We start from the raw sequence: 21,575 nt of genomic DNA on the forward strand, positions 1-21,575 counted from the left end.
CAGGTGGGGGTGTGGAACTGTCACAGCGGGCGCGATTGAGGAGCGGGGACCAGTGGGCCTTCGGGGAGTTGTTCGATGAGACGGCGGACGACCTGTACCGGTACGCGGCGCGGGTGGTGGGGGACCGGGCGGCCGCGGAGGACGTCGTCCAGCTGACGTTCCTCGAAGCGTGGCGCCTGCGCGGCAAGCTGCGGGAGGACGACGGGCCGGTGCGCCCCTGGCTGTTCGGGATAGCCGCCCACGTCCTGCGCAACACGACCCGGGCGGCCCGGCGGCACCGGGCGGCGATGGAGCGGCTGCCCGACCGGGGCGTCCTGCCGGACTTCGCCGAGGAGCTGGCCGGGCGGCTCGACGACGACGCCCGGCTCGCCGCCGTCCGGCGGGCGCTGGGCGGGCTGCGGAAGGCCGAGCGCGACGTGTTCGGGCTCTGTGTCTGGGCGGGCCTGGACTACGCGAGCGCGGCCGAGGCACTCGGGGTGCCGGTCGGCACGGTTCGCTCCCGGCTCTCGCGCGCCCGTACCAAGCTGCGCGCGCTGACGGACGAGGAGCTCCGGAACGGGCGGGAACTCCCCCCGGACACCGGACAGGTACTGGGTGGCCGCAGCGGAGCGGCCAGGTCGACGACTCCGGGGAGGACCCGATGAACGAGGACGAACGCGCCCGGCTGCCGATGGTACCCACGGGGCCGGGACTCTCCGCCGACCGCCGGCGGCAGCTGCGGGGGCACCTGATGAGCGAGCTCGCGCGTGGGCCGGTGACCGCGCCCCGGCGGATCAGGCTCGGCTGGGTGGCCCTGCCCGCCCTGGCGGGCGGCCTGGCGCTGTCCCTGGTACTGATCGGCGGGCAGCCGCAGCCGCAGCCGGGCCCCGACCCCAGCCGACCGGTGGCGGCGGTCGTCCTGGACCGCGCGGCGAAGGCGGCCGAACAGCAGCCCGCCCCGGCCGTGCGCGGGGACCAGTTCGTCTACGTGAAGAGCCTGGAGGACTGGGCGAAGTCGGAGGGCGAGGCGCCGCGGACCCGGGAGGTCTGGAGGTCCGTCGACGGCAGCAAGCGGAACCTGCTGCTCCTGGACGGGCATCTGCCGAACCCCGGAGGAGGGGACGAGCACGGAGAGCCCGAACCCGCGCCGCACTCCGGGATCGGCAGCTACGCCTACGTCGCCGCCCTGCCGACCGACCCGGACGCGCTGCTGGCCAGGATCCACGCGGACACCGCAGGCCTCGGGCCCGGCCCCGACGAGGAGGCGTTCAGGACCATCGGTGACCTCCTGCGCGAGCAGATCGCCCCGCCCGCCGTCAGCGCCGCGCTCTACCGGGCGGCCGGGAAGATCCCCGGTGTCACGGTGATCGATGAGGTGACCGACGCCGCCGGTCGCCCCGGCGTCGCGGTCGCGCGCCGGGACCGCGGTGGGAAGGTCGAGTCCCAGTGGATCTTCGACCGCACCGACTACACCTTCCTCGGCGAGCGCACCGTCGCCCTCACCGACGGCGCGACCGTCAAGAAGGGGGACATCACCGGCCAGATGGCCGTCCTCGCCCGCGCCGTCGTCGACCAGCCCGGCACCCGCCCGTAACGGTCTCAGGCCGGCTGAGGCCGCCCGCGCAGCGCCGCGCGCGCCCGGGCCACGCCCCTCGGGGTGGCCCGGGCCCCGGTGCCGATGGCGACGGTTCTCGTGCCGAGGCCCGCGCAGGCGCGGCAGATGCCGGGCCGGGGCACCGGATCGTGGCAGTGGCCGCACTCGGCGTACGGCGCCGGTGGCGGCGCCGCTTGTTCCGGTGGCAGCTTGCGTCGCAGCCGGTCCCGGAGGATCGCCGCCGGGCAGTGCATCGGCTGCGGCAACCCGGGGAGCAGGGCCTGGGCCAACTCGGCCTCGCTGCTGCCCCGTTCCAGCCACTGCGCGACGAGCGGGGCCAGCGTCTGCGCCTCGGCCTCGCCGAGGCGCAGACGCGGTTCGGGCCGGATCACCCGGAACAGGGTGGCCACGGCCGCCCGCGTCCGTTCATCCGGGAGGGTGGGTTCTTGTCCCGGGTCCTTTACGGGAGGGGTGGCAGCGCCGCCGGTCCCTCGCCCACCGGAATCCGGAGGGGGGACAGCCGGTGCGCGGTGCGGGGTGTCGAAGACGTGGGCCTCGGACCGGACGGTGCCGTCGGGCATCCGGACCGTGTCGACCCGGTAGTACCCGGCGTCCTTCAGCTCCTTGAGCGCCCGCCGCACGGCACCCCGCCCCTGCGGACTGCTGTCCGCCATCTGCCGCCCGTCCTCCCGCCACCCGTCCGGGCGGGAGAGGAGATCGGCGAGGAGGCCGCGAGCGGTGTAACTGAGCCGACGGTCCTGCAACAGGCCGTTGGGAAGCACGGTGAACGCGCGCGTGTGAACGCTACGATGAATCTGCATCTGGAGTTGCTTGCTCCTGGTGCCCGACCCCGGGGTGTTCCACCACCGCCGGGGTCTCCTATGTTCTGTTGATGATGCGGAAAGTAGCACATCGGCTACACAGGGTGCGAACCGTTTGCGAATTCCCGCCCGCCCTCCGTGGGCCGAGCGCGTTCGAGGAGGTTCACGGCATGACGGACCTGTGGCCGAACGGCGAACGGCGGCTAGCGCACCACGGGAATCGCCCCGGAGCGCCAGTCGGCCAATCGCTTGCGGATGCTCGACACCATCGGCAGCCCGTCCGTCTCGGCCGGGGCGAACCATGCCACCTCGTGGGACTCGTCGGACACTCGCAGCTCTCCTCCGAGCGGGCGTCCGATGAGGCAGATGGAGAACTCCTGGCGGACCTCGCCGTCGTCGTAGGCGAAGACGTGCCGGGGGTCGGTGTAGGTGCCGACGATTCCCGTGATCTCCACCTCGATGCCGGTCTCCTCGCGCGTCTCGCGGACACCGCATCCGGCGAGCGACTCACCGATGTCCATCTTGCCCCCGGGGAGCGCCCACATTCCGTTGTCGGTACGCCGCTGGAGCAGGACGCGGCCCGCATCGTCGACGACGACCACGGACGCGGCCGGGACCAGCGAGTTCGCCTCCGGGGCATTGGGGTCGTCCTCGTAGTCACGCCTGGGCATGATCCGCCACCTCTGCTGCCGGGACCGTCCATACGTCACGCCCGTTCGCCCACAAGTCCTCGACGTGACCGGCGAAGCGATCGAACACGCCGTCATCCTGGGCTCGACTCTCTCACGCGCGCGGCGAGCTCCCGTGCAGGCCTCTCGGTCGACCAGGGAGACGGGGAGGACTGGAGGGCCTGGGCGCGCAGAACGATCGGCTGGATGAGGCCGGCCCGCGCCAGGTCGAGGGCGGAGTGCGGTGAGGCGCCCTACGCCTCCGGCGGCACGCTGTAGCGGCCCAGGACGCTGTCAGCTGTGGACCTGTCCAGCAGGCGCAGCTCCCAGGGTCCGGTGTTGACGTCGAACTCCTTGCCGAAACCGACCCACTTGCCGGTCATCCGGCGACCGGTCGGATCGACCAGCAGCTGAATGGCGCCGTGGTACCTGGCCCCCTGGTAGTAGCCGTCCTGTGTGGTCTGTTCCACCCGCGAGCCCGTCACGACGTTTCGGTCGACGGTCAGGTCGAACGACAGTGGCGAGTCGGGATTGGACGACGCGCCGGGGAGGGACCGGCCGGTGATCCGGTTCCCGCTCTGGGACAGCACGACGTGGTGCAAGCCGGTGAACGTGTTCTCCCGGTTGCTGCTGAAGAACTCGTAGTGGCTGATCCAGACCCCCGAGTAGACCTCGCCCACGGGAGCGGGCGCGGCCTGCGGAGGCACGCCCGGTTCATCGCTGATCACGTCATGCCCTCCACCCTCGGGCATTGCGCGAACTTGTCTTGGCTGGGAAGGGGTTCAGGGTGTTTCCGTGCTGTCGGCCGCCCGCCATGGGGTGGGCGCGTTCGAGGAGCCCACGCACGTGGGGGTTCCGGCGATGCGATCGGCTCGCGGAGAGCATGGCGTGGAAGCGGTCGTCGGCCCGGCCGGACTGGACGTGCGGGTAATCGTCCAGGGCGAGGTTCCAGTTCTGGACGGCCTCCTCCAGCCGGCCGCCTTCGAGCTGCCATTCGGCGAGCATCGCGAGGTGGCGGACGCGGGCCCGGCGGTACACGGTGGGGCGGACCTTCTCGGAGTGCTGGAGTGCGCGGATCGCCCCTTCTCGGTCGCCGAGTTCGTAGTTGACCTGGGCGACGTGGTACGAGAGCGAGGCGGGGTCGTAGGAGCCGTGGGCCTTGGCCTTGGACTCGGCCTGTTCCATGGAGACTTCGGCCTCGTGGAGCTTGGCGAGCGCACCGGTGCGATCGCCGGTCTGGGCGAGGGCGTGGGCCTGCTGACCGGCGAGGAAGGCGCGCATCCGAGGTCCTGCCTCGGGTGAGGCGGCAGCTGCGGCGTTCGCGTACCGCAAGGCGGCTGCTCCGTGGCCGAGTTCGACGGCCTGGACGCTCATGCCGCGCAGGGTGGTGCAGTAGGTGAGGTGGTCGCCAGCGGCGAGCGCGAGCTCCAGGGCCTTGGTGTAGTAGGCCTGGCCGAGCAGGTCCAGGCGCTCGTCCACGGCCATGTAGCCAGTCAGGTAGAGATGGTCGGCGGCGGCGGACAGCATCGCCTTGCGTACGTCGTCGGCGGCGGTGGCCTTCAGGTGCGGCACGATGTTGTTGACCATGAACGCGGCGGCCATCGGGCGGGCGGTCCGGCCGCCGAACTGGTCGTCGATCTCGCTGATCCGCTCGGTCATGGCGATCACGGCCTCGACCTCGGCCATGCCGATCCTGGTGTGCGGGTTGGTCTTCAGTCGGTCGAACCGCCCGATGACGTCCGGCCAGTCGGGAATGGTGAGGGCGACCGAGTAGAGGCCTGCTCCGAGTACACCCCTGCGCGATGGGTCCATGTCCATGCTCCCGAGGTCGATCAGCCCGGCCACCGTCCCCGGACCGGGGTCGGACGTCAGGCCGATCGGAGAACCCCGCCTCGAACGCGGTGACGGGTCGGCTCAGGCGGCGGGCCAGCGTCTCCAGGACCACCTTCTGGTACTTGGCCATGGGGCGGGTGCCCGAGAGCCAGTGTGAGACGGCCGACTCGTCGTACCGCAGCTTGTAACCGGCTTCGGTTCCGGCCCGGTTGACCGCCCGGGCGAACTCGCCGTTGCTCGCCCACCGGCACTCGGCGACCAATGCGGCGAGCTTGCCGTTGGGTGTCCGTTCGCGTGCTGCCATTGCTGCCCTCGGATCGGGTTTCAAGGGTTTCAACGTCCCGGCTCATCTCGACCATAGCCGACCACCAGGCACGGCAGTTGACTGTTCGTCATCGGCCGATCACCAGTAGTGGTGTGGCTGGCCCCCACTACCTGTCCCTTCGAGGTGCTTCCCCATGCTCACTGCCTGCCGGCCCCGCACGTTCGTTGGGCGCCTCGACTCCCGTATCGAATCCACACCTTTGGCCCGGTACATGCTCCGGGCCTACCTCTCCGGCCTGCCCTCCGGGGATCGCTACTGCGACACCGCCGAGCTGCTGCTGTGCGAACTCTTCGCCAATGCGGTCCAGCACTCCGACGCGCCCGACGACTGCCACGTCGAGGTCCGCTTTGTCCTCATCGGCTCCCGCCTCCGCCTCGAAGTCCACGACGCTGGCACTACCCACCCCACCCTCCACGTACCGGCCTTGGACGACGAGCACGGGCGCGGGCTGTTCCTCGTCAGCGAACTGGCCGAACGCTGGGGCTGCGCCGACCGTCCCTGCGGCATCGGCAAGTTCGTCTGGGCCCTCATCGCCCCCGCCACCACCCTCTGAAAGCCCGATTCCCCATGCACCTCGCCACCCTCGCCCGGCACACCCTCTCCCGTGGCGCCACCCCGGCGGCGACCTACGCCCTGATCGCCCGCCTGGGCCACAAGCCGCTGCCCACCGCCCGCGCCGTCTGCCTCGCCCTCGACATCCCGCTCGCCGAGACCTCTCGCCGCCTGGCCGAGTGCTACGACGCCCTGCTCGCCGACCCCCGCCCCGACACCGAGCACGACACCGGTGAACTCCTCGAAGCCCTCGGCGTCTTCGACGTCCCCAAGTCCCTCACCGACACCGAACTCACCGTCGTCAAGCACTTCCTGGTCGCCATCGACGCCATGGGTGGTATCCGCCCCGGCCACCAGCACGGCCTCCAGCGCTGGTTCACCACCGGCAACCTCACCGCGGCCTACCTCTCCCTCGCCGCTGCCCGCCCCCTGCCCCGCACCGGTGACCCCACCCGCTACTGGGCCAGCCTCGTCACTGCCGGTGAACTCCTCGCCACCACCCTCCCCTCCGACCATCGCATCAGGTATGCCCTCACCCACTGTCGCACCCGTGCAACCTGCCTGTAAGCGCGGGAAGTCGGCCCCGCCGACTTCCCGCGCAGCGGCCGCAGCCCGGCGCCACACGCCAAGGCCGAGAGGACGGTGAGGACGCCGACGGGCCGATGTCGGCGGCCCCGGCCATGAGTGGCCGGGCCGCCAAAGCTCTCCCGCCCGGTTCTGTCCATCGGTCACTGGACCTGTTGCCGCCATTCCGACCCGCCCGCACGGTGTTGTCTCTGTGGAAGGAGCGGATGGGCGCCCATCGCCTGCGCCGGAAGTCGGCCTGGTCGACTTCCTGCGCAGAAAGGCGTACCGGGGATTGTCGTCGCCGCTTCGGCTGGGCCGAAGCGGCGACGGAGGCGCGGCGGACGGGCCGTCAGCGGGCGGCGGCGCGTTGGAGGGCGCTGGCGAGGAGGGCGAGGTCGGTGGGGCCGTTGCCGAGTTCGCGGACCGGGCGGCGGGCCGGCGGGGCGCCGAGCTGGAGCGGGTCTATCGCGACGACGGTGGGCCGCAGGGTGGCGGTGCGCGGGATGCGCCCGCTGATCCGGGCGGTCTGGAAGGCGCTGACGCCGCCGTCCGGGAGCCGGAGGTAGCCGCGGCCCGGGGTGTCCTCGGGCAGGGCCGCCGCGTCGCCGAGGTGGATCAGCAGGTCGGAGTCGGCCGGGTCGTCGGTGCGCAGGGCGATCCGGAGCAGCGCGGCCTCGTCCACCTCGGTGCCGGCGCTCTCCTCCGGGCGCCCGGTGGCGACGGCGAGGTGCACGCCGAGCGGCCCGCCGCGGCGGGCGACGGCGGTCAGCGCGCGGGCGAGCGGCCGGCCGGCGGGGGAGGTGGGGGAGAGCAGGGCGTCGTAGTCGTCGACGACGACGACCAGCCGGGCCGGGGGAGCGGCCGGTCCGGTCGGGCGGGGGCCCTCCGCGCTGCGCGGCGGGATGATCCGGGGGGTGGTGGCCGCTCCGCCGCCGACGGCGGCGGGCACCGGGACCTTGGCGCGCTCCGTGTCCTCCTCCGGCCCGTCCAGGCTCTGCGCGTCCAAGATGCGCGCGGCGTGCCAGGAGGCGAAGTCCAGCCCGTCGAACAGCCGCTCCCGCAGGGCGAGTTCGTCCTCCAGGGCCTCCGCTGCGAGCAGTGCGCCGCGCGGGTCGGCGGCGGCGTTCACCCGGCCGGTGACGTGCGGCAGCTCGGTGCAGCCGTCCAGGCCGTCCTGGCCGTCCGAGGTGGCCCGGCCCTCGATGACCGTGACGGTCAGCCGCTCGGGCCGCTCGGAGACGGCGAGCGAGGCGACCAGGGTGCGCAGCAGCTCGGTCTTGCCGGAGCCGCGGGCGCCGCCGATCAGCAGGTGCGGGCCGCCCGGGTCGGGGGAGGGGAGGGTGAGTTCGGGGTCGGCGAGGTCGAGCGTGCAGAGCTCGTCCCGGGTGGTGCCGAGCAGGGCGGTGGCGGCGCCGATGCCGCCGGCGTGCGCCTCCCAGCGGGCGGACAGCTTGGCCGGGGTGACGGTGTCGAGCTGGAGCAGGTCGAGCAGCCGCAGCACGTCGGGCAGCGGGCCGCGGGCGGCCGGGACGGCCTCGCGCAGCGGGGCGAGGACGCGGGCCAGCCGTTCGGCCCAGGCGTCCGAGACGGCGTCCAGCGAGACCTCGTGCAGGGTCTCCCGGCCGCGGGCGACCGGGCGGTCCAGCGAGAGCTGGGTGCCGACCTCGCCGGTGATGAGGGCGGTGGCGCCGAGGCCCCGGGGGAGCAGTTCGGGCTGTTCGGCGAGGCAGATCGGGAAGATGCCGACGGCCGGCCCCTGGCGCAGCAGCAGGTCGAGCGCCTGCCGGGCGGCCTCGGTGGCCGGTCGGCCGTCCACCACGACCACGGTCGCGGGGTGGCCGCCGAGGCCGCTGGGGCCGCTGAGGCGGGCGGTGAGCTCGGTCAGCCGGGCGGTGGCCTGTTCGTCGTCGAGGCCGATCAGCAGCCGGCAGTCCTGGCCGTCGACCGGGCGCAGATGGGGCAGCCACAGGGCCCAGGCCCAGGTGTCGGCGCGTTCCTCGGCGGCGCGGGCCGGGTCGGCGTCGACCACGACCAGGCTCAGTCCGGTCGGCGGGTGCAGCGCGGCGAGCTGGGCGACGACGGCGCGGGTGAGCGCGTCCAGGCGCTCGCGCGGGCCGCTGAGGCCGAGGCTGCCGGCGGTCTGGAGGTCGAGGGTGACCGGGACGGCGGGCAGTGTGGTGCCGGGCGTGGTGCCGGGGCCGCCGGGGCGGTCGGCGGTGCCCAGGCGCAGGGTGAGCGCGTCGGGGTGGCCGGGGCCGCGCTCCCAGAGACGGGGGCCGGGGCCGACGGCGTTGAGCAGCAGGGTGGCGAGGTCGGGCCAGCGCTCGCGCTGGGCGGCGGTCTGGCGCAGCCGCACCGCGGCGTGGTGGCGTTCGGCGCTCTCCTGGCCGGGCGGCTCGACGGCGCGGCCGGGCAGCAGGGAGAACAGGCCGCGGCCGCGGCCGGGGGCCGGTTCGGGGGCGGCGGGCGGCTCGACCGCGGGCGGGGCGGGCCGGGCCGGGCCGGGGGCGGCGAGCTGGAGGTGGCCGTTGCCGTCCGGCAGGGCGGCGCGGACGGCCCCGGGGGCTTCGGCCGGGCCGGGGGCGGCCACCTGGAGGGTGGACTCGCCGATCCGCAGCACGGCGCCGGGCTCCAGCGGGACGGCGGCCTCCGGCGGGCCGGGCGGGACGAGTCGGCCGTCCAGCGCGGTGCCGTTGGTGGAGCCGAGGTCGCGCACGGAGACCCGGCCGTCCTCGGCGAGGTGCAGGGCGAGGTGCAGCCGGGAGACGTCCGGGTCGTCGAGCGGGACGTCGGCCTCGGCGGAGCGGCCGATCCGGATCTCCCGGCCGTGCAGCCGGTGCACGCCGCCGGCGTCGGGGCCGCCGACCACGCGCAGTTCGGCGGCGGCGGGGGTGTCGTCGGGGTCCTCGGCGGTGGGGTCGGGCTCGTTCAGGCTGAGGACGGCGCCGTCGAGCAGCGGGGGGTGGCCGAGCAGGGTGTGCTCGTCCACCCGGTGTGCCCCGGCGTACAGGTGCACGTGGGTGGCGGCCCGCGGCCCGCGCACGCCCACGGCGCCCGCGAGCGCACCCGCGATGGCGCCGAGTGCGGTGCCGACGGGCGCGGTGACCAGCACGTCCACGTAGGGGATGGCGGAGCCGGCGGCGGACGGGCCGCTGCGCGGTCGGAGGACGGTCAGCCGGATCTGCATCTCGCCCGCGGGTCCCTTCTGCTGATGTGAACCTGGTACCGCTGCCCGGTGCCGTGGGCACCGTTGGGCCACACGAGTGGCGAGTGTCCATCCTGCCATCCGTCGAGGACGGTCCGCGCACCGTACCGGATTTGACGATCTTGCGATCGACGCCGTGTCGGGGCGACGGGGAGTCAGGGCCGACGGCCCCCTCGCGGGGTGCCCGGGACCTTCCCTAGGGGATGTCCCCCAACCCTTCCCCAGACCGTACGGATGGCCTACCGGCCACCTCAAAAACCCGAACCGACACCGTTAGAGTGGCCGCAGACACGGGCCCGGCAGGCTCACCGCACCGGCGGAGGAGCGCCCCGCGCGGGCGGCACGGCGAGGAGTGCGACAGGTGCGGCCAGTCGGCAGCAAATATCTGCTGGAGGAGACTCTCGGACGGGGTGCGACCGGGACCGTCTGGCGCGGTGTGGTGCGCGAGGACGCCCAGGTGCCGGGCTGCGCGCCCGGGCAGCGGGTGGCGATCAAGGTGCTGCGCGAGGAGCTGGCCGCCGACCCCGACGTGGTGATGCGCTTCCTGCGCGAGCGCTCGCTGCTGCTGCGGCTGACCCACCCCAACATCGTCCGGGTCCGGGACCTGGTCGTCGAGGGCGAGCTGCTGGCCCTGGTGATGGACCTGGTGGAGGGTCCCGACCTGGCCCGCTACCTGCGCGCCAACGGTCCGTTCAGCCCGATCGCCGGTGCCCTGCTGATGGCCCAGGTCGCGGACGCGCTGGCGGCCAGCCACGCCGACGGGATCGTCCACCGCGACCTCAAGCCGGCCAACGTGCTGCTCGCCTCCACCGTGGTGGACGGCGCCGAGCGGATGCACCCGCTGCTGACCGACTTCGGCATCGCCCGGCTCGCCGACTCCCCGGGCGTCACCCGCACCCACGAGTTCGTCGGCACCCCCGCCTACGTCGCGCCGGAGTCCGCCGAGGGCCGCCCGCAGACCTCCGCGGTGGACGTGTACGGCGCCGGGATCATGCTGTACGAGCTGGTCACCGGTCGGCAGCCGTTCCAGGGCGACAGCGCGCTCGCCCTGCTCCAGGCCCACCTGGCCCAGGAGCCGCAGCGGCCCAGCACCATGCCCGAGCCGCTCTGGACGGTGATCGAGCGCTGCCTGCGCAAGGACCCGGCCCAGCGGCCCGGCGCCACCTCGCTGGCCCACGCGCTGCGGGTGGTCGCGGCCGGCGTCGGCGTGCACGCCTCCCCGGCGGCGGTCGACGAGGCGCTGGCGGTCGGCGCCCTGCTGCTGCCGGACCCGCAGCCGGCCGCCGTCCCCGCCACGACGCCGCCGATGGCGCCCGGGCCGGTGCCGGGAGCCCCGGCCCCGGGCACCGAGGACCGCACCCAGGTGCTGCCGCCGACCCCGGCCGGGGCGCAGTACGACCCGGCCGCGGCGACCCGGGTGATGGGCACCCAGCCGCCGCCGGCGCCTCCGCAGGGCGCCGAGGACCGCACCCGGGTGATGCCGCCCGTCGCGGTGCCGCCGCCCCCGCCCGTCGCGCCGCCGCAGGAGGAGGCGCCGCACCCGTGGCAGACCCAGCTGCGCGCGGCGCGGGACCGCAACCAGCAGACCCAGGTCGGCTACTTCGGCGCGGAGGACTTCGAGGAGTACCCGGAGCCGCAGGTCGCCCCGCCGCCCTTCCAGGCGGGCCAGGGCGGCCAGGCGGGCCAGGGCGGCTACCCCGGTCAGCGGGGCCAGGGCGGCCAGGGCGGCCAGGGCGGCCAGGGTGGCCACCCCGGCCAGGGCGGCCGTCCCCAGCAGCCCGGCGGCTACCGCCAGCCCCCGCCCCCGCCCGGCTACGCGCAGCGCCCGCCGGTGGCCCCGCCGCCCTACCAGGCGGGCCAGGGCGGCCAGGGTGGCCACGCCGGCCAGGGCGGCCCGGGCGGCCGTCCGCAGCCGCCCGGCGGCTACCGGCAGCCCCCGGCCGGGTACGGGCAGTCGCAGGGTGGCTACCCGCCGCCGCCCGCGCCCGCCCCGGTGCCGCGCCGGGCCGAGCCGCCGGCGCCGCAGTACCGGGAGGCCCCGCCGCAGCGTCGCGAGGAGCCGCCGGCCCCGGCCCGCCGTGAGCCCGCGCCGGCCCGCGAGCCGCGCCCGCGCAGCCGCAACCGGATGTACATCCCGGGGCTGGGCTGCCTCAAGGGCTGTGTGATGGTGCTGCTGGTGCTGGCCGTGGCCGGGCTGGCGCTGTGGAACTTCACGCCGCTGCCGCAGTACTGGGACAACGTGGTGGGCTGGTTCGACTCGGCGCGCGACTGGGTGAACGGCCTCGTCGGCAAGTAGCGCCGTCCCCGGCCCGGATCCGGGCCCGATCCGGGCCCGATCCGGGCCCGGGCCGGAGCCGATCCGGGCTCCGGCCCGTCGAGACGGCAACTTTGACGCTATGTCGACAATTCGTGAGATTTCTCGGCCGAGACTCCCGCTCCGGGCCCCTCGGACGGCCCGCGCAGGGCCTCCGGGCGCGTAGGTTGGTCGCTGTTGTCCCGCCCCACCGAGCGCGCCGGACCCCCCGGAGCGCTCCCGCGCCGCCCACGGAGCAGCATTGGCACGCAAGATCGGCAGCCGGTACACCGTCCACCAGGTGATCGGCCGGGGTTCGGCCGGGACGGTCTGGCTCGGCGAGGGGCCCGACGGCCCGGTGGCGGTCAAGCTGCTGCGCGAGGACCTGGCCGCCGACCAGGTGCTGGTCGGCCGCTTCGTCCAGGAGCGCACCGCGCTGACCAGCCTCGACCACCCCCGGGTGGTCGGCGTGCGCGACATGGTGGTGGACGGCAGTGACCTCGCCCTGGTGATGGAGCTGGTCCAGGGCACCGACCTGCGCTCCCGGCTGGAACGGGACGGCGCGCTGCCGCCGCAGACCGCCGCCTCGATCATCGCCGACGTCGCCGACGGCCTGGCCGCCGCGCACGCGGCCGGCATCGTCCACCGCGACGTCAAGCCCGAGAACGTCCTGCTCGACCTCGCCGCCGCCCCGGGTCCGGGCGGCGCCCCGCGCGCCAAGCTCACCGACTTCGGCGTGGCCCGCCTGGTCGACGCCCCGCGCCGCACCCGGGCCACCCGGATCATCGGCACCCCCGACTACCTCGCCCCCGAGATCATCGAGGGCCTGGAGCCGCGCGCCGCCGTCGACATCTACGCCCTCGCCACCGTGCTGTACGAGCTGCTGGCCGGCTTCACCCCGTTCGGCGGCGGTCACACCGGCGCGGTGCTGCGCCGGCACGTCACCGAGCAGGTGCCGCCGATCCCCGGCCTGCCGGACGGGCTGTGGCGGATCATCTCCGAGTGCCTGGCCAAGGCCCCCGCCTCCCGGTTGCGCGCCGCCGAGCTGGCCGCCAGGCTGCGCGAGCAGCTGCCCTCGCTGGCCGGCCTGCCGGTGCTCGCCGTGCCCGGCCAGGGCCGCGCCCCGGCCGAGGAGCAGCTGACCCCGGGCGAGGCCGTCTACGCCGAGGTCGACGCCGGCCCCGGCGTCCACAAGCGCCGCCGCGGCCCGGCCGTCCCGCTGGTGCCGGGCGCCGCCCCGGACTCCACCCGGGACACCCACACCAGCCTGCGCCGCCCGTCCGCCGACGAGCTGGCCGCGTACGCGCTCGAGTCCCGCGCCCAGCGGGTCGCCCCGGGCCACCGCCGGGACCGCCAGGCCCTGCTGCGCCGCCGCCGGCTGCTGGCCGTCCTGATCGCCACCGTCCTGCTGCTGGCGGGCGCCGCCGCGGCCTGGACGGCGTTCGCGGCCACCGTCCCGGACGGCGGCCCCCCGGCCCGCCCGGCCGTCCACGGCACCGCCCCGCGGGCTCCGTAGGCCCGATGGGAACGGGGGTGTCGTCATGACCACTCCCGGAACCATTACCCTGGGGGGCGTGGCAGCCGTCGATCCTTCCGAAGAGCTCAAGAACCTCGATACGACCATGGGGTCGATCGAGGCCGTCCTCGACCTGGACAAGATCCGGGCCGACATCGCGGTCCTGGAGGAGGAGGCAGCCGCCCCCACCCTGTGGGACGACGTCGCGAACGCGCAGAAGGTGACCAGCCGGCTCTCCTTCCTCCAGGGCGAACTGCGCCGGGTCGAGAGCCTGCGCGGCCGCATCGACGACCTGGGCGTGCTGTTCGAGCTCGCCGAGGCCGAGGACGACGCGGACACCCGCGCCGAGGCCGAGACCGAACTCGTCGCCCTCCAGAAGGCGGTCGAGGAGCTGGAGGTCCGCACCCTCCTGTCCGGCGAGTACGACGCCCGCGAGGCGCTGATCAACATCCGTGCCGAGGCCGGTGGCGTGGACGCCGCCGACTTCGCCGAGCAGCTCATGCGCATGTACCTGCGCTGGGCCGAGCGGCACGGGTACCCCACCGAGGTGTACGACACCTCGTACGCCGAAGAGGCCGGCATCAAGTCCGCGACCTTCACGGTCAAGGCGCCGTACGCCTACGGCACCCTCTCCGTCGAGCAGGGCACCCACCGCCTGGTGCGCATCTCGCCCTTCGACAACCAGGGCCGCCGGCAGACCTCCTTCGCCGGCGTCGAGGTCCTTCCGGTCGTCGAGCAGTCCGACCACGTCGACATCGACGAGGGCGAGCTGCGGGTGGACGTCTACCGCGCCTCCGGCCCCGGCGGCCAGGGCGTCAACACCACCGACTCGGCGGTGCGCATCACGCACATCCCGACCGGCATCGTGGTCTCCTGCCAGAACGAGCGCTCGCAGATCCAGAACAAGGCGTCCGCGATGAACGTCCTCCAGGCCAAGCTGCTGGAGCGGCGCCGCCAGGAGGAGAAGGCGGCGATGGACGCGCTCAAGGACAGCGGCAGCTCCTGGGGCAACCAGATGCGCTCCTACGTGCTGCACCCGTACCAGATGGTGAAGGACGTCCGCACCGCGTACGAGGCCGGCAACCCGCAGGCCGTGCTGGACGGCGACATCGACGGCTTCATCGAGGCCGGGATCCGCTGGCGCAAGCAGCGCGAGACCAGCGCCGAGTAAGCAGGCAGGCACCAAGGCCCCCGACCGCAGCGGTCGGGGGCCTTCTCGTATGTCCTGGAGGCTCGGGTCGGAGTCGTCCCGCAGGCTCAGGCGAGAGCCTGCCGGGCGATCAGCGCCACCGCGAGCAGTCCGGCCAGGAGGGCCAGCAGCATCGTGGGGGAGAGCGCGGCGAACGGGCTCTGCTGCTCCTGAATCCGGGCCCGGTTGGCCCGGCACACCGGGCAACGCCCGTCGCTGACGCGGCCGTTGCAGTTGGCGCACACCAGATGGTCGCAGGTCATGCGATCTCCTCCTCGCTGCTACTGCCAACGCACCGGACGGGGCTTTGGTTCCATGCGCTGCCCTGTACGGGGGAGCGGCCGTGACACGGTCGCCCCCTCCACTCTGCCAGGTTCCGGCGGTTCCGGCTTCCGGGCTGTGAGATGCCTCGCAATATTCGGGGCATAAACGGACATTCTCCCGCAGAGTCCAGTCGTTGTCACGGGCGGCCCCTGCGGGCCGGTTGCCGATTCGCGTATGGTCCCAGACCGGGAGCAGCCCTCCGCGCTCCCGTCGCCCGCCCATGGACCGGGCCTCCGGGGCGGACCGATCGAGGACTGGCGCCGCCTAGGATGGCCTCCGTGATGCAGCCGTGATCAGATTCGACAACGTCTCCAAGACCTATCCCAAGCAGAACCGTCCCGCCCTGGACAACGTCTCGCTGGAGATCGAGAAGGGTGAGTTCGTCTTCCTGGTCGGCTCGTCCGGCTCGGGGAAGTCCACCTTCCTGCGCCTGTGCCTGCGCGAGGAGCGTCCGAGCACGGGCGCGGTGCACGTGCTGGGCAAGGACCTCGGCAAGCTGTCCAACTGGAAGGTGCCGCACATGCGCCGCCAGCTGGGCACCGTCTTCCAGGACTTCCGCCTGCTGCCGAACAAGACGGTCGCGCAGAACGTCGCCTTCGCCCTGGAGGTGATCGGCAAGCCCAAGAGCGCCATCAACAAGGTGGTGCCCGAGGTGCTGGAGCTGGTCGGCCTCGGCGGCAAGGAGGACCGCATGCCGGGCGAGCTGTCCGGTGGTGAGCAGCAGCGCGTGGCCATCGCCCGCGCCTTCGTGAACCGTCCGATGCTGCTCATCGCGGACGAGCCCACGGGCAACCTGGACCCGCAGAACTCGGTCGGCATCATGAAGCTGCTCGACCGCATCAACCGCACCGGCACCACGGTGCTGATGGCCACCCACGACCAGGCCATCGTCGACCAGATGCGCAAGCGCGTCATCGAGCTCGACAAGGGGCTGCTCGTCCGCGACCAGGCCCGCGGCGTCTACGGGTACCAGCACTGACCGACCAGCGCTGACCCGTGGGGCCGCCGGCCCGAACCGCCAGTCCCGGAGCAGTACCGACCCTGGAGTTGTTTCCCGCATGCGTGCCCAGTTCGTCCTGTCGGAGATCGGTGTGGGTCTCCGACGCAACCTGACCATGACCATCGCGGTCGTGGTCAGCGTCGCGCTCTCCCTCGCCCTCGCCGGTTCCTCGCTCCTGGTCCGCGACCAGGTGAACTCCATGAAGGGGTACTGGTACGACAAGGTCGAGGTGAGCATCTACTTCTGCACCAAGGCGGACGCCCGCAACTCGCCCCAGTGCGACAAGGGTGCGGCCACCGACCAGCAGGTCCAGGACATCAAGGACCAGCTGGACAAGATGGCCTCGGTGGTCCAGTCGTCCACCTACGAGAGCTCGGCCGACGCGTACAAGCACTGGAAGGAGATGAACCCGGACAACCCGCTCATCTCCGTCCTGGGCCCGGACGCCATGCCACAGTCCTGGCGGGTCAAGCTCAACGACCCGACCAAGTACGACGTGATCCAGAGCGCCTTCGCCGGCAAGCCCGGCGTGAAGTCGGTCGAGGACCAGCGGAAGATCCTGGAGAACCTGTTCGGCCTGCTCAACGGCCTCCAGACCGCGGCGTTCGTGATCATGGTGCTGATGCTGTTCGTCGCCCTGCTGCTGATCGTCAACACCGTCCGGGTGTCGGCGTACAGCAGGCGGCGCGAAACCGGGATCATGCGCCTGGTCGGCGCCTCGAACTTCTACGTCCAGATGCCCTTCATCGCCGAGGCGGCCTTCTCGGCGCTGCTGGGCGCGGCGATGGCTTCCGGGCTGCTGATCGGCGGGCACTTCTTCGTCCAGAACTGGCTGGCCGACCGGGTGCAGTTCATCCACTTCATCGGGCTCGGCTCGGTGCTCGCGGTGATACCGCTGTTGATCGTGGTGGGTATGGGCATGGCCGGCGTCGCGGCGTTCTTCACGCTGCGCAAGTACCTGAAGGTCTGATCCCCGCACGGCTCGACGGCCCCGTACGGCACTGCGCCGTACGGGGCCGTCGGCGTTCCGGGCCCCTGCGTTCCGGTTCGTCCCGCGCGGAGCGGTGTCTACACTCCGGTGCCATGCTGCAAACTCCGCGCAGGGCCCGCCAGGTGACCGTGCTCAGCCTGGTGTTCGGCGCCGTGCTGCTGGCCGGCGCGGCCACCGGTGCCTGGGGCGACCCGGGCGACCCGTCGCACCGCCCCTCCGCCGACACCGCCCGGCCCACCGGCGGGCTCCCGGCGGACCCGGCCGGCACAGCCCTGTCGGAGCAGCAGGCCGAGCACCTGCTGGCGGCCGGCGGCGACCGCTGGGGCGCGTACTACAGCGCCCGGGAGTACGCGGAGTTCAGCCAGGGCCTGGACGGCCGCTACCCGGGTGTCGGCCTCTCCGTCGGCCGCGGCCAGGACGGCGTCACCGAGGTCTCCCAGGTCGCGCCCGGCGGGCCGGCCGCCGCCGCCGGGATCGCCCCGGGCGACCGGCTGGTGCGGATCGGCCAGGACCAGGCCGACCACCTGCCGGTCACCGAGGTGGTCGCGCGGCTGCGCGGCCGGGGCGAGGAGCGCCGGGCCGGCTCGGAGGTCACCCTGGCCGTCCGGCGCGGCGCGGGGGAGGAACGCGAACTGCGGCTGCGGCGCGTGCTGCTGGACACCCGGCAGGTCACCGCGGAGCAGCTGGACAAGGGCGTGCTGCGGGTGACGGTGCGCGCCTTCACCAGCGGCGTGGCCGACCAGGTGCGCGCCGCGCTGCGGGCCCCGCACACCGGCGTGGTGCTCGATCTGCGCGGCAATTCCGGCGGGTTGGTCGACGAGGCGGCCGGCACCGCCGGGATCTTCCTGGACGGCGGAACGGTCGGCTCGTACCAGGAGCGCGGCGAGACCAGGGAGTTGACGGCCCCGCCCGGCGGTGACCAGCGCACCCCGCTGGTGCTGCTGGTGGACGGCGGCACGATGAGCGCCGCCGAGCTGCTCGCCGGCGCGCTCCAGGACCGCAGCCGCGCCGTGGTGGTGGGCTCGCGGACCTTCGGCAAGGGCACCGTCCAGCAGCCCAGCCGGCTCGCCGACGGCGCCGTGCTGGAGCTGACCGTCGGCCGCTACTACACCCCGGCCGGGCGCTCCCCGGACGGCACCGGCCTGACCCCCGACGTCCCGGCCGGTTCGGGGGAGGAGGCCGACGAGCTCGCCCTGCGGGTCCTCGCGGGGCTGGGCACCCGCGCCTGAGGTCGGCGGGGATCCGCCGGACGGCCCCTAAAGCAGCTGCCCCATCCGGTGCCGAAGTGCGAGAATGACCGGGTTATGGCAAAGGAAACCGGACAGAAGCTGATCGCGCAGAACAAGAAGGCGCGACACGAGTACACGATCCTCGACACCTACGAGTGCGGCCTCGTGCTCACCGGCACCGAGGTCAAGTCGCTGCGCGAGGGGCGGGCCAACCTGGTCGACGGCTACGCCTACATCCAGAACCACGAGGCGTGGATCGACAACGTCTTCATCCCCGAGTACACCCAGGGGACGTGGACCAACCACGCGGCCCGGCGCAAGCGCAAGCTGCTGCTGCACAAGCTGGAGATCCGCAAGATCGAGACCAAGGTCCGCGACGCGGGCCACACCCTGGTCCCGCTCTCGCTGTACTTCAAGGACGGCCGGGTGAAGCTCGAACTGGCGCTCGCCGTCGGCAAGAAGCTCTACGACAAGCGCCAGACGCTGCGCGAGAAGCAGGACACCCGCGAGACGGCCCGCGCCGTGGCGGCGGCCCGCCGACGCCAGGGTTAATCCGCTGGACCCTCGCCCGTCGCCTCGCGTACTATGGCGCCAGCAACACGGACGATCGCCGTCCGAGCTGTTTCTCAAAAAAACATGGGGATGATCGGTTTCGACAGGGGATGTTGAAACAGGGGAAGCGAGCCGAGGAACGCGGCAATGATCTCGTAAACCACGTGTCGCAAAAAAATAATCGCCAACTCTAAGCGCGATTCCCAGCAGTTCGCTCTCGCTGCCTAATAAGCACCGATAGCGCTTGGGTGTCAGACCGGGGAGTTCCCGACCCGGACCCTGGCATAATCTAGGGAACTCAACCGTCCACCCGGGCTGCGAGGGTGGATGGGAAATCAAACAGCAGCTGGGCCTGTTGGCGGCTTGTCCGTGTGACCGCCAGGGCCGAGAAAAGCGCAGCGGACTGCGCTCGGAGAAGCCCTGAATTAACTCCACTGGACCCGGGTTCGATTCCCGGCATCTCCACCACCCCATGTTCACACCGAAGGCCGTCCTCCGCTCAGCGGAGGGCGGCCTTCGACTTTTGTACGTTCCGGAGCAGCGCGGCCCGGGGGCGGCGGCGTAGGATCATCCGTCCGCTCGTTTTCCGGAGCCGGATTCCGCCGCAACCACCGAGGCCATGCAGAGCAACAAGGACACCACCCCCACGGCCGATCACGAGACCGTCCGCACGCGCGAGATCGCCGGTGAGCAGCAGCACCTCGACACCGTCTACCACCGGTTGGAGGAGAAGCTCGCCGAGGCCGAGTACATCCTGGAGGACGCCGCCAAGCGGGTCCAGGTCGGCACCCCCGGCGCGCTCGCCGAACGCGACGCCCAGGTCTACCGGGCCGGCGCCCACCTCCAGCGACTGAACAGCGAGTTCGAGGACTTCCTGTTCGGCCGGATCGACCTCCAGCGGGCGGACGCCCCGGAGGAGCACGGCATCCCGTCGAACACTCCGCTCGACCCGGCCGACCCGGCCGTCGCCGAGACCCTCCACATCGGCCGGCTGGGCGTGCTGGACGCCGAGTACGGCCCGCTGGTGATCGACTGGCGCGCGCCCGCCGCCGCCCCGTTCTACCGCGCCACCCCGGTCGAGCCGGGCCGGGTGATCCGCCGCCGGGTGATCCGCTCCAAGGGCCGCAAGGTGATCGGCGTCGAGGACGACCTGCTGCGTCCGGACCTCGCCCCGACCCTGGACGGCGAGGAGCTGGCCGTGGTCGGCGACGGCGCGCTGATGGCCTCGCTGGGCCGCGCCCGCAGCCACTCGATGCGCGACATCGTCTCCTCCATCCAGAAGGAGCAGGACGAGGTGATCCGCGCCGCCGCCGCGGGCGCCACCCTGGTCACCGGAGGCCCGGGCACCGGCAAGACCGCCGTCGCCCTGCACCGCGCCGCCTACCTGCTCTACCAGGACCGCCGCCGCTACGCCGGGGGCATCCTGGTGGTCTCGCCGACCCCGCTGCTGGTCTCCTACACCGAGGGCGTGCTGCCCGCGCTGGGCGAGGAGGGCCAGGTCGCCATCCGGGCGGTCGGCTCGCTGGTGGACGGCATCGAGGCGGGCACCTACGACACCCCCGAGGCGGCCCGGGTCAAGGGCTCGGGCCGGATGGTGCAGCTGCTGCGCCGGGCCGCCCGCGCGGCGCTGGAGCTGGGCGCGCCGCAGGAGCTGAAGGTCGTCGCCCGCGGCGAGGTGCTGAAGCTGGACGCCTCCCGGCTGAAGGCCGTGCGCGGCAACGTGGTGGGCTCCGGCGGCACCCCGCTGAACCTGCTGCGCCCGCGTGCCCGCAGGCTGCTGCTGGACGCCCTGTGGCAGCAGGCCACCAGGGACCTGCCGAAGCCCGCCGACCACTACGCCCGCGAGCAGCGCCAGGAGGAGAAGGAGTCCTTCGACGAGTACGTCTCGGACGAGGCGTCGTTCCTGGACTTCCTGGACGCCTGGTGGCCGGCGCTGACCCCGCGCGGGGTGCTCGGCACGCTGCGCCAGCACCGTCACACCAACCGGATCGCCCGCCGCGCCGTCACCCCGGACGAGGCCCGGCTGCTGGCCGCCTCCTGGCGCCACCTGTCCGCGGGGGGCGAGGGCGCGCTGTCCGCGCACGACGTGGCGCTGATCGACGAGCTCCAGGTGCTGCTCGGGGAGCCGGCCCGCCCGAAGGTCCGCGAGGTGGACGCGGTGGACCTGCTGAGCGGCCTGGAGGAGGTCACCACCTTCGCCGACCGCAGCACCCGTCAGCGCGACCGCCAGCCGGTCGAGCGCAAGGAGTACGCGCACATCATCGTGGACGAGGCCCAGGACCTCACCCCGATGCAGTGGCGGATGATCGGCCGCCGGGCCCGGATGGCCACCTGGACGATCGTCGGCGACCCGGCGCAGTCCTCCTGGCCGTTCCCGCAGGAGGCCCAGGCCGCGCTGGACGAGGTGCTCTCCGGCAAGCCGCGCCGCCGCTTCACGCTGACCGTGAACTACCGCAACCCGGCCGAGATCGCCGAGGTCGCGGCGAAGGTGCTGGCGCTGGCCGCGCCGGGCACCCCGTCGCCGAGTGCGGTGCGCCGCGTCGGCGTGGAGCCGCGCTTCGCGGCCACCACGGACCCCGGGCCGGCGGCCTTCGGCAAGGCCGCCCGGGCCGAGCTGGAGCGGCTGCTGGCCGAGGTGGACGGCACCGTGGCGATCGTGGTGCCGATGGACCGCCGGGACGAGGCGGCCGGCTGGGCCGAGGGCCTGGGCGGGCGCGTGGTGGCGCTGGGCAGCCTGGAGGCCAAGGGCCTGGAGTACGACGCGACCGTGGTGGCCGACCCGACCGGCATCGCCGGCGAGTCGGAGGCCGGGCTGCGGGTGCTGTACGTGGCGCTGACCCGGGCGACCCAGCGGCTGACCGTGCTCTCCGGCCCGGACGACCTGCCGGACGCGGCCGGCGTGCCCGCGCTGCTGCACGGCTGACGGCCCCTACGGGC

The 21,575-nt window shown here is 73.4% G+C and carries 17 protein-coding genes, 1 other RNA gene and 1 pseudogene; 13 read left to right on the forward strand and 6 right to left on the reverse strand.

Annotated elements, in window-relative coordinates; translation table 11 throughout:
- Positions 1 to 11 precede the first annotated feature (11 nt).
- Both ABZ449_RS15930 and ABZ449_RS15935 read left to right on the forward strand, forming a co-directional pair.
- Positions 12 to 644 carry an RNA polymerase sigma factor gene (locus ABZ449_RS15930; protein ID WP_360345860.1) on the forward strand — a complete coding sequence of 211 codons (633 nt, stop codon included), beginning with the start codon at positions 12 to 14 and terminating at the stop codon, positions 642 to 644.
- Positions 641 to 1,573, forward strand: a complete 933-nt coding sequence (locus ABZ449_RS15935; RefSeq protein ID WP_360345862.1) for a CU044_5270 family protein — start codon at positions 641 to 643, stop codon at positions 1,571 to 1,573. The genes ABZ449_RS15930 and ABZ449_RS15935 overlap by 4 nt, the downstream gene beginning before the upstream one ends.
- A gap of 5 nt (positions 1,574 to 1,578) precedes the next feature.
- Here the strand turns inward: ABZ449_RS15935 and ABZ449_RS15940 are convergent, their stop codons facing one another.
- From ABZ449_RS15940 to ABZ449_RS15955, 4 genes and pseudogenes are all read right to left on the reverse strand, one after another.
- Complete coding sequence (locus ABZ449_RS15940; protein ID WP_360345864.1) at positions 1,579 to 2,247, reverse strand: hypothetical protein; 669 nt, start codon at positions 2,245 to 2,247, stop codon at positions 1,579 to 1,581.
- Between the two features lie 350 nt (positions 2,248 to 2,597).
- Positions 2,598 to 3,065 carry an NUDIX domain-containing protein gene (locus ABZ449_RS15945; protein ID WP_360345866.1) on the reverse strand — a complete coding sequence of 156 codons (468 nt, stop codon included), beginning with the start codon at positions 3,063 to 3,065 and terminating at the stop codon, positions 2,598 to 2,600.
- A gap of 251 nt (positions 3,066 to 3,316) precedes the next feature.
- Positions 3,317 to 3,808, reverse strand: a pseudogene (locus ABZ449_RS15950) (XRE family transcriptional regulator); the annotation flags it as partial.
- Positions 3,792 to 4,874 (reverse strand): tetratricopeptide repeat protein, encoded by a 1,083-nt coding sequence (locus ABZ449_RS15955; protein ID WP_360345868.1) that lies wholly within the window; start codon positions 4,872 to 4,874, stop codon positions 3,792 to 3,794. The pseudogene ABZ449_RS15950 and the gene ABZ449_RS15955, both read right to left, overlap by 17 nt.
- Positions 4,875 to 5,353: 479 nt before the next feature.
- On the opposite strand from ABZ449_RS15955, the gene ABZ449_RS15960 reads away from it, so the two are divergent.
- Positions 5,354 to 5,773, forward strand: coding sequence for an ATP-binding protein (locus ABZ449_RS15960; protein ID WP_360345870.1), 420 nt, complete (start codon positions 5,354 to 5,356; stop codon positions 5,771 to 5,773).
- Between the two features lie 14 nt (positions 5,774 to 5,787).
- Entirely contained in the window at positions 5,788 to 6,339 is a 552-nt protein-coding gene (locus ABZ449_RS15965) for a hypothetical protein (protein WP_360345872.1), read from the forward strand.
- Positions 6,340 to 6,688: 349 nt separating this feature from the next.
- Here the strand turns inward: ABZ449_RS15965 and ABZ449_RS15970 are convergent, their stop codons facing one another.
- Complete coding sequence (locus ABZ449_RS15970; RefSeq protein ID WP_360345874.1) at positions 6,689 to 9,526, reverse strand: FHA domain-containing protein; 2,838 nt, start codon at positions 9,524 to 9,526, stop codon at positions 6,689 to 6,691.
- A gap of 379 nt (positions 9,527 to 9,905) precedes the next feature.
- Between ABZ449_RS15970 and ABZ449_RS15975 the strand changes: the two genes are divergently transcribed.
- The 3 genes from ABZ449_RS15975 to prfB all read left to right on the forward strand — a co-directional run bounded on the left by ABZ449_RS15975 (position 9,906) and on the right by prfB (position 14,524).
- Positions 9,906 to 11,840, forward strand: coding sequence for a serine/threonine-protein kinase (locus tag ABZ449_RS15975; RefSeq protein ID WP_360345876.1), 1,935 nt, complete (start codon positions 9,906 to 9,908; stop codon positions 11,838 to 11,840).
- A gap of 259 nt (positions 11,841 to 12,099) precedes the next feature.
- Positions 12,100 to 13,353 (forward strand): serine/threonine-protein kinase, encoded by a 1,254-nt coding sequence (locus tag ABZ449_RS15980; RefSeq protein WP_360345878.1) that lies wholly within the window; start codon positions 12,100 to 12,102, stop codon positions 13,351 to 13,353.
- A 58-nt stretch (positions 13,354 to 13,411) separates the two neighbouring features.
- The gene (gene prfB / locus ABZ449_RS15985) at positions 13,412 to 14,524 is read left to right on the forward strand and encodes a peptide chain release factor 2 (protein ID WP_360345880.1); all 1,113 of its coding nucleotides are present in this window, start codon (positions 13,412 to 13,414) and stop codon (positions 14,522 to 14,524) included.
- Positions 14,525 to 14,610: 86 nt separating this feature from the next.
- On the opposite strand, the gene ABZ449_RS15990 is transcribed toward prfB, so the two are convergent.
- Positions 14,611 to 14,805 carry a hypothetical protein gene (locus tag ABZ449_RS15990; RefSeq protein WP_360345882.1) on the reverse strand — a complete coding sequence of 65 codons (195 nt, stop codon included), beginning with the start codon at positions 14,803 to 14,805 and terminating at the stop codon, positions 14,611 to 14,613.
- Positions 14,806 to 15,155: 350 nt separating this feature from the next.
- On the opposite strand from ABZ449_RS15990, the gene ftsE reads away from it, so the two are divergent.
- The 6 genes from ftsE to ABZ449_RS16020 all read left to right on the forward strand — a co-directional run bounded on the left by ftsE (position 15,156) and on the right by ABZ449_RS16020 (position 21,561).
- Positions 15,156 to 15,845: a cell division ATP-binding protein FtsE gene (gene ftsE / locus ABZ449_RS15995; RefSeq protein WP_030059730.1), complete on the forward strand. Its 690-nt coding sequence runs from the start codon at positions 15,156 to 15,158 to the stop codon at positions 15,843 to 15,845.
- A gap of 79 nt (positions 15,846 to 15,924) precedes the next feature.
- Positions 15,925 to 16,836, forward strand: coding sequence for a permease-like cell division protein FtsX (ftsX, locus tag ABZ449_RS16000; protein WP_360345884.1), 912 nt, complete (start codon positions 15,925 to 15,927; stop codon positions 16,834 to 16,836).
- Positions 16,837 to 16,949: 113 nt separating this feature from the next.
- Entirely contained in the window at positions 16,950 to 18,086 is a 1,137-nt protein-coding gene (locus ABZ449_RS16005) for a S41 family peptidase (protein ID WP_360345886.1), read from the forward strand.
- Between the two features lie 75 nt (positions 18,087 to 18,161).
- Complete coding sequence (gene smpB / locus ABZ449_RS16010) at positions 18,162 to 18,638, forward strand: SsrA-binding protein SmpB (protein WP_045695776.1); 477 nt, start codon at positions 18,162 to 18,164, stop codon at positions 18,636 to 18,638.
- Between the two features lie 86 nt (positions 18,639 to 18,724).
- Positions 18,725 to 19,106: a transfer-messenger RNA gene (gene ssrA, locus ABZ449_RS16015) on the forward strand.
- Between the two features lie 151 nt (positions 19,107 to 19,257).
- Positions 19,258 to 21,561: a UvrD-helicase domain-containing protein gene (locus tag ABZ449_RS16020; protein WP_360345888.1), complete on the forward strand. Its 2,304-nt coding sequence runs from the start codon at positions 19,258 to 19,260 to the stop codon at positions 21,559 to 21,561.
- Positions 21,562 to 21,575: the final 14 nt, after the last annotated feature.

Origin of the sequence: Kitasatospora sp. NPDC005856 (genome assembly GCF_040629945.1) — a bacterium.
In the GTDB taxonomy this organism is placed as follows: Bacteria; Actinomycetota; Actinomycetes; order Streptomycetales; family Streptomycetaceae; genus Kitasatospora.

Coding starts and splice junctions, on each gene's coding strand:
- ABZ449_RS15935 (WP_360345862.1), top strand. CDS start 641: ATGAACGAGGACGAACGCGCCCGGCTGCCGATGGTACCCACGGGGCCG.
- ABZ449_RS15990 (WP_360345882.1), bottom strand. CDS start 14,805: ATGACCTGCGACCATCTGGTGTGCGCCAACTGCAACGGCCGCGTCAGC.
- ftsX (WP_360345884.1), top strand. CDS start 15,925: ATGCGTGCCCAGTTCGTCCTGTCGGAGATCGGTGTGGGTCTCCGACGC.
- ABZ449_RS15960 (WP_360345870.1), top strand. CDS start 5,354: ATGCTCACTGCCTGCCGGCCCCGCACGTTCGTTGGGCGCCTCGACTCC.
- ABZ449_RS15955 (WP_360345868.1), bottom strand. CDS start 4,874: ATGGACCCATCGCGCAGGGGTGTACTCGGAGCAGGCCTCTACTCGGTC.
- ABZ449_RS15970 (WP_360345874.1), bottom strand. CDS start 9,526: ATGCAGATCCGGCTGACCGTCCTCCGACCGCGCAGCGGCCCGTCCGCC.
- ABZ449_RS16005 (WP_360345886.1), top strand. CDS start 16,950: ATGCTGCAAACTCCGCGCAGGGCCCGCCAGGTGACCGTGCTCAGCCTG.
- ABZ449_RS15940 (WP_360345864.1), bottom strand. CDS start 2,247: ATGGCGGACAGCAGTCCGCAGGGGCGGGGTGCCGTGCGGCGGGCGCTC.
- smpB (WP_045695776.1), top strand. CDS start 18,162: ATGGCAAAGGAAACCGGACAGAAGCTGATCGCGCAGAACAAGAAGGCG.
- ABZ449_RS15965 (WP_360345872.1), top strand. CDS start 5,788: ATGCACCTCGCCACCCTCGCCCGGCACACCCTCTCCCGTGGCGCCACC.
- ABZ449_RS15945 (WP_360345866.1), bottom strand. CDS start 3,065: ATGCCCAGGCGTGACTACGAGGACGACCCCAATGCCCCGGAGGCGAAC.
- ABZ449_RS16020 (WP_360345888.1), top strand. CDS start 19,258: ATGCAGAGCAACAAGGACACCACCCCCACGGCCGATCACGAGACCGTC.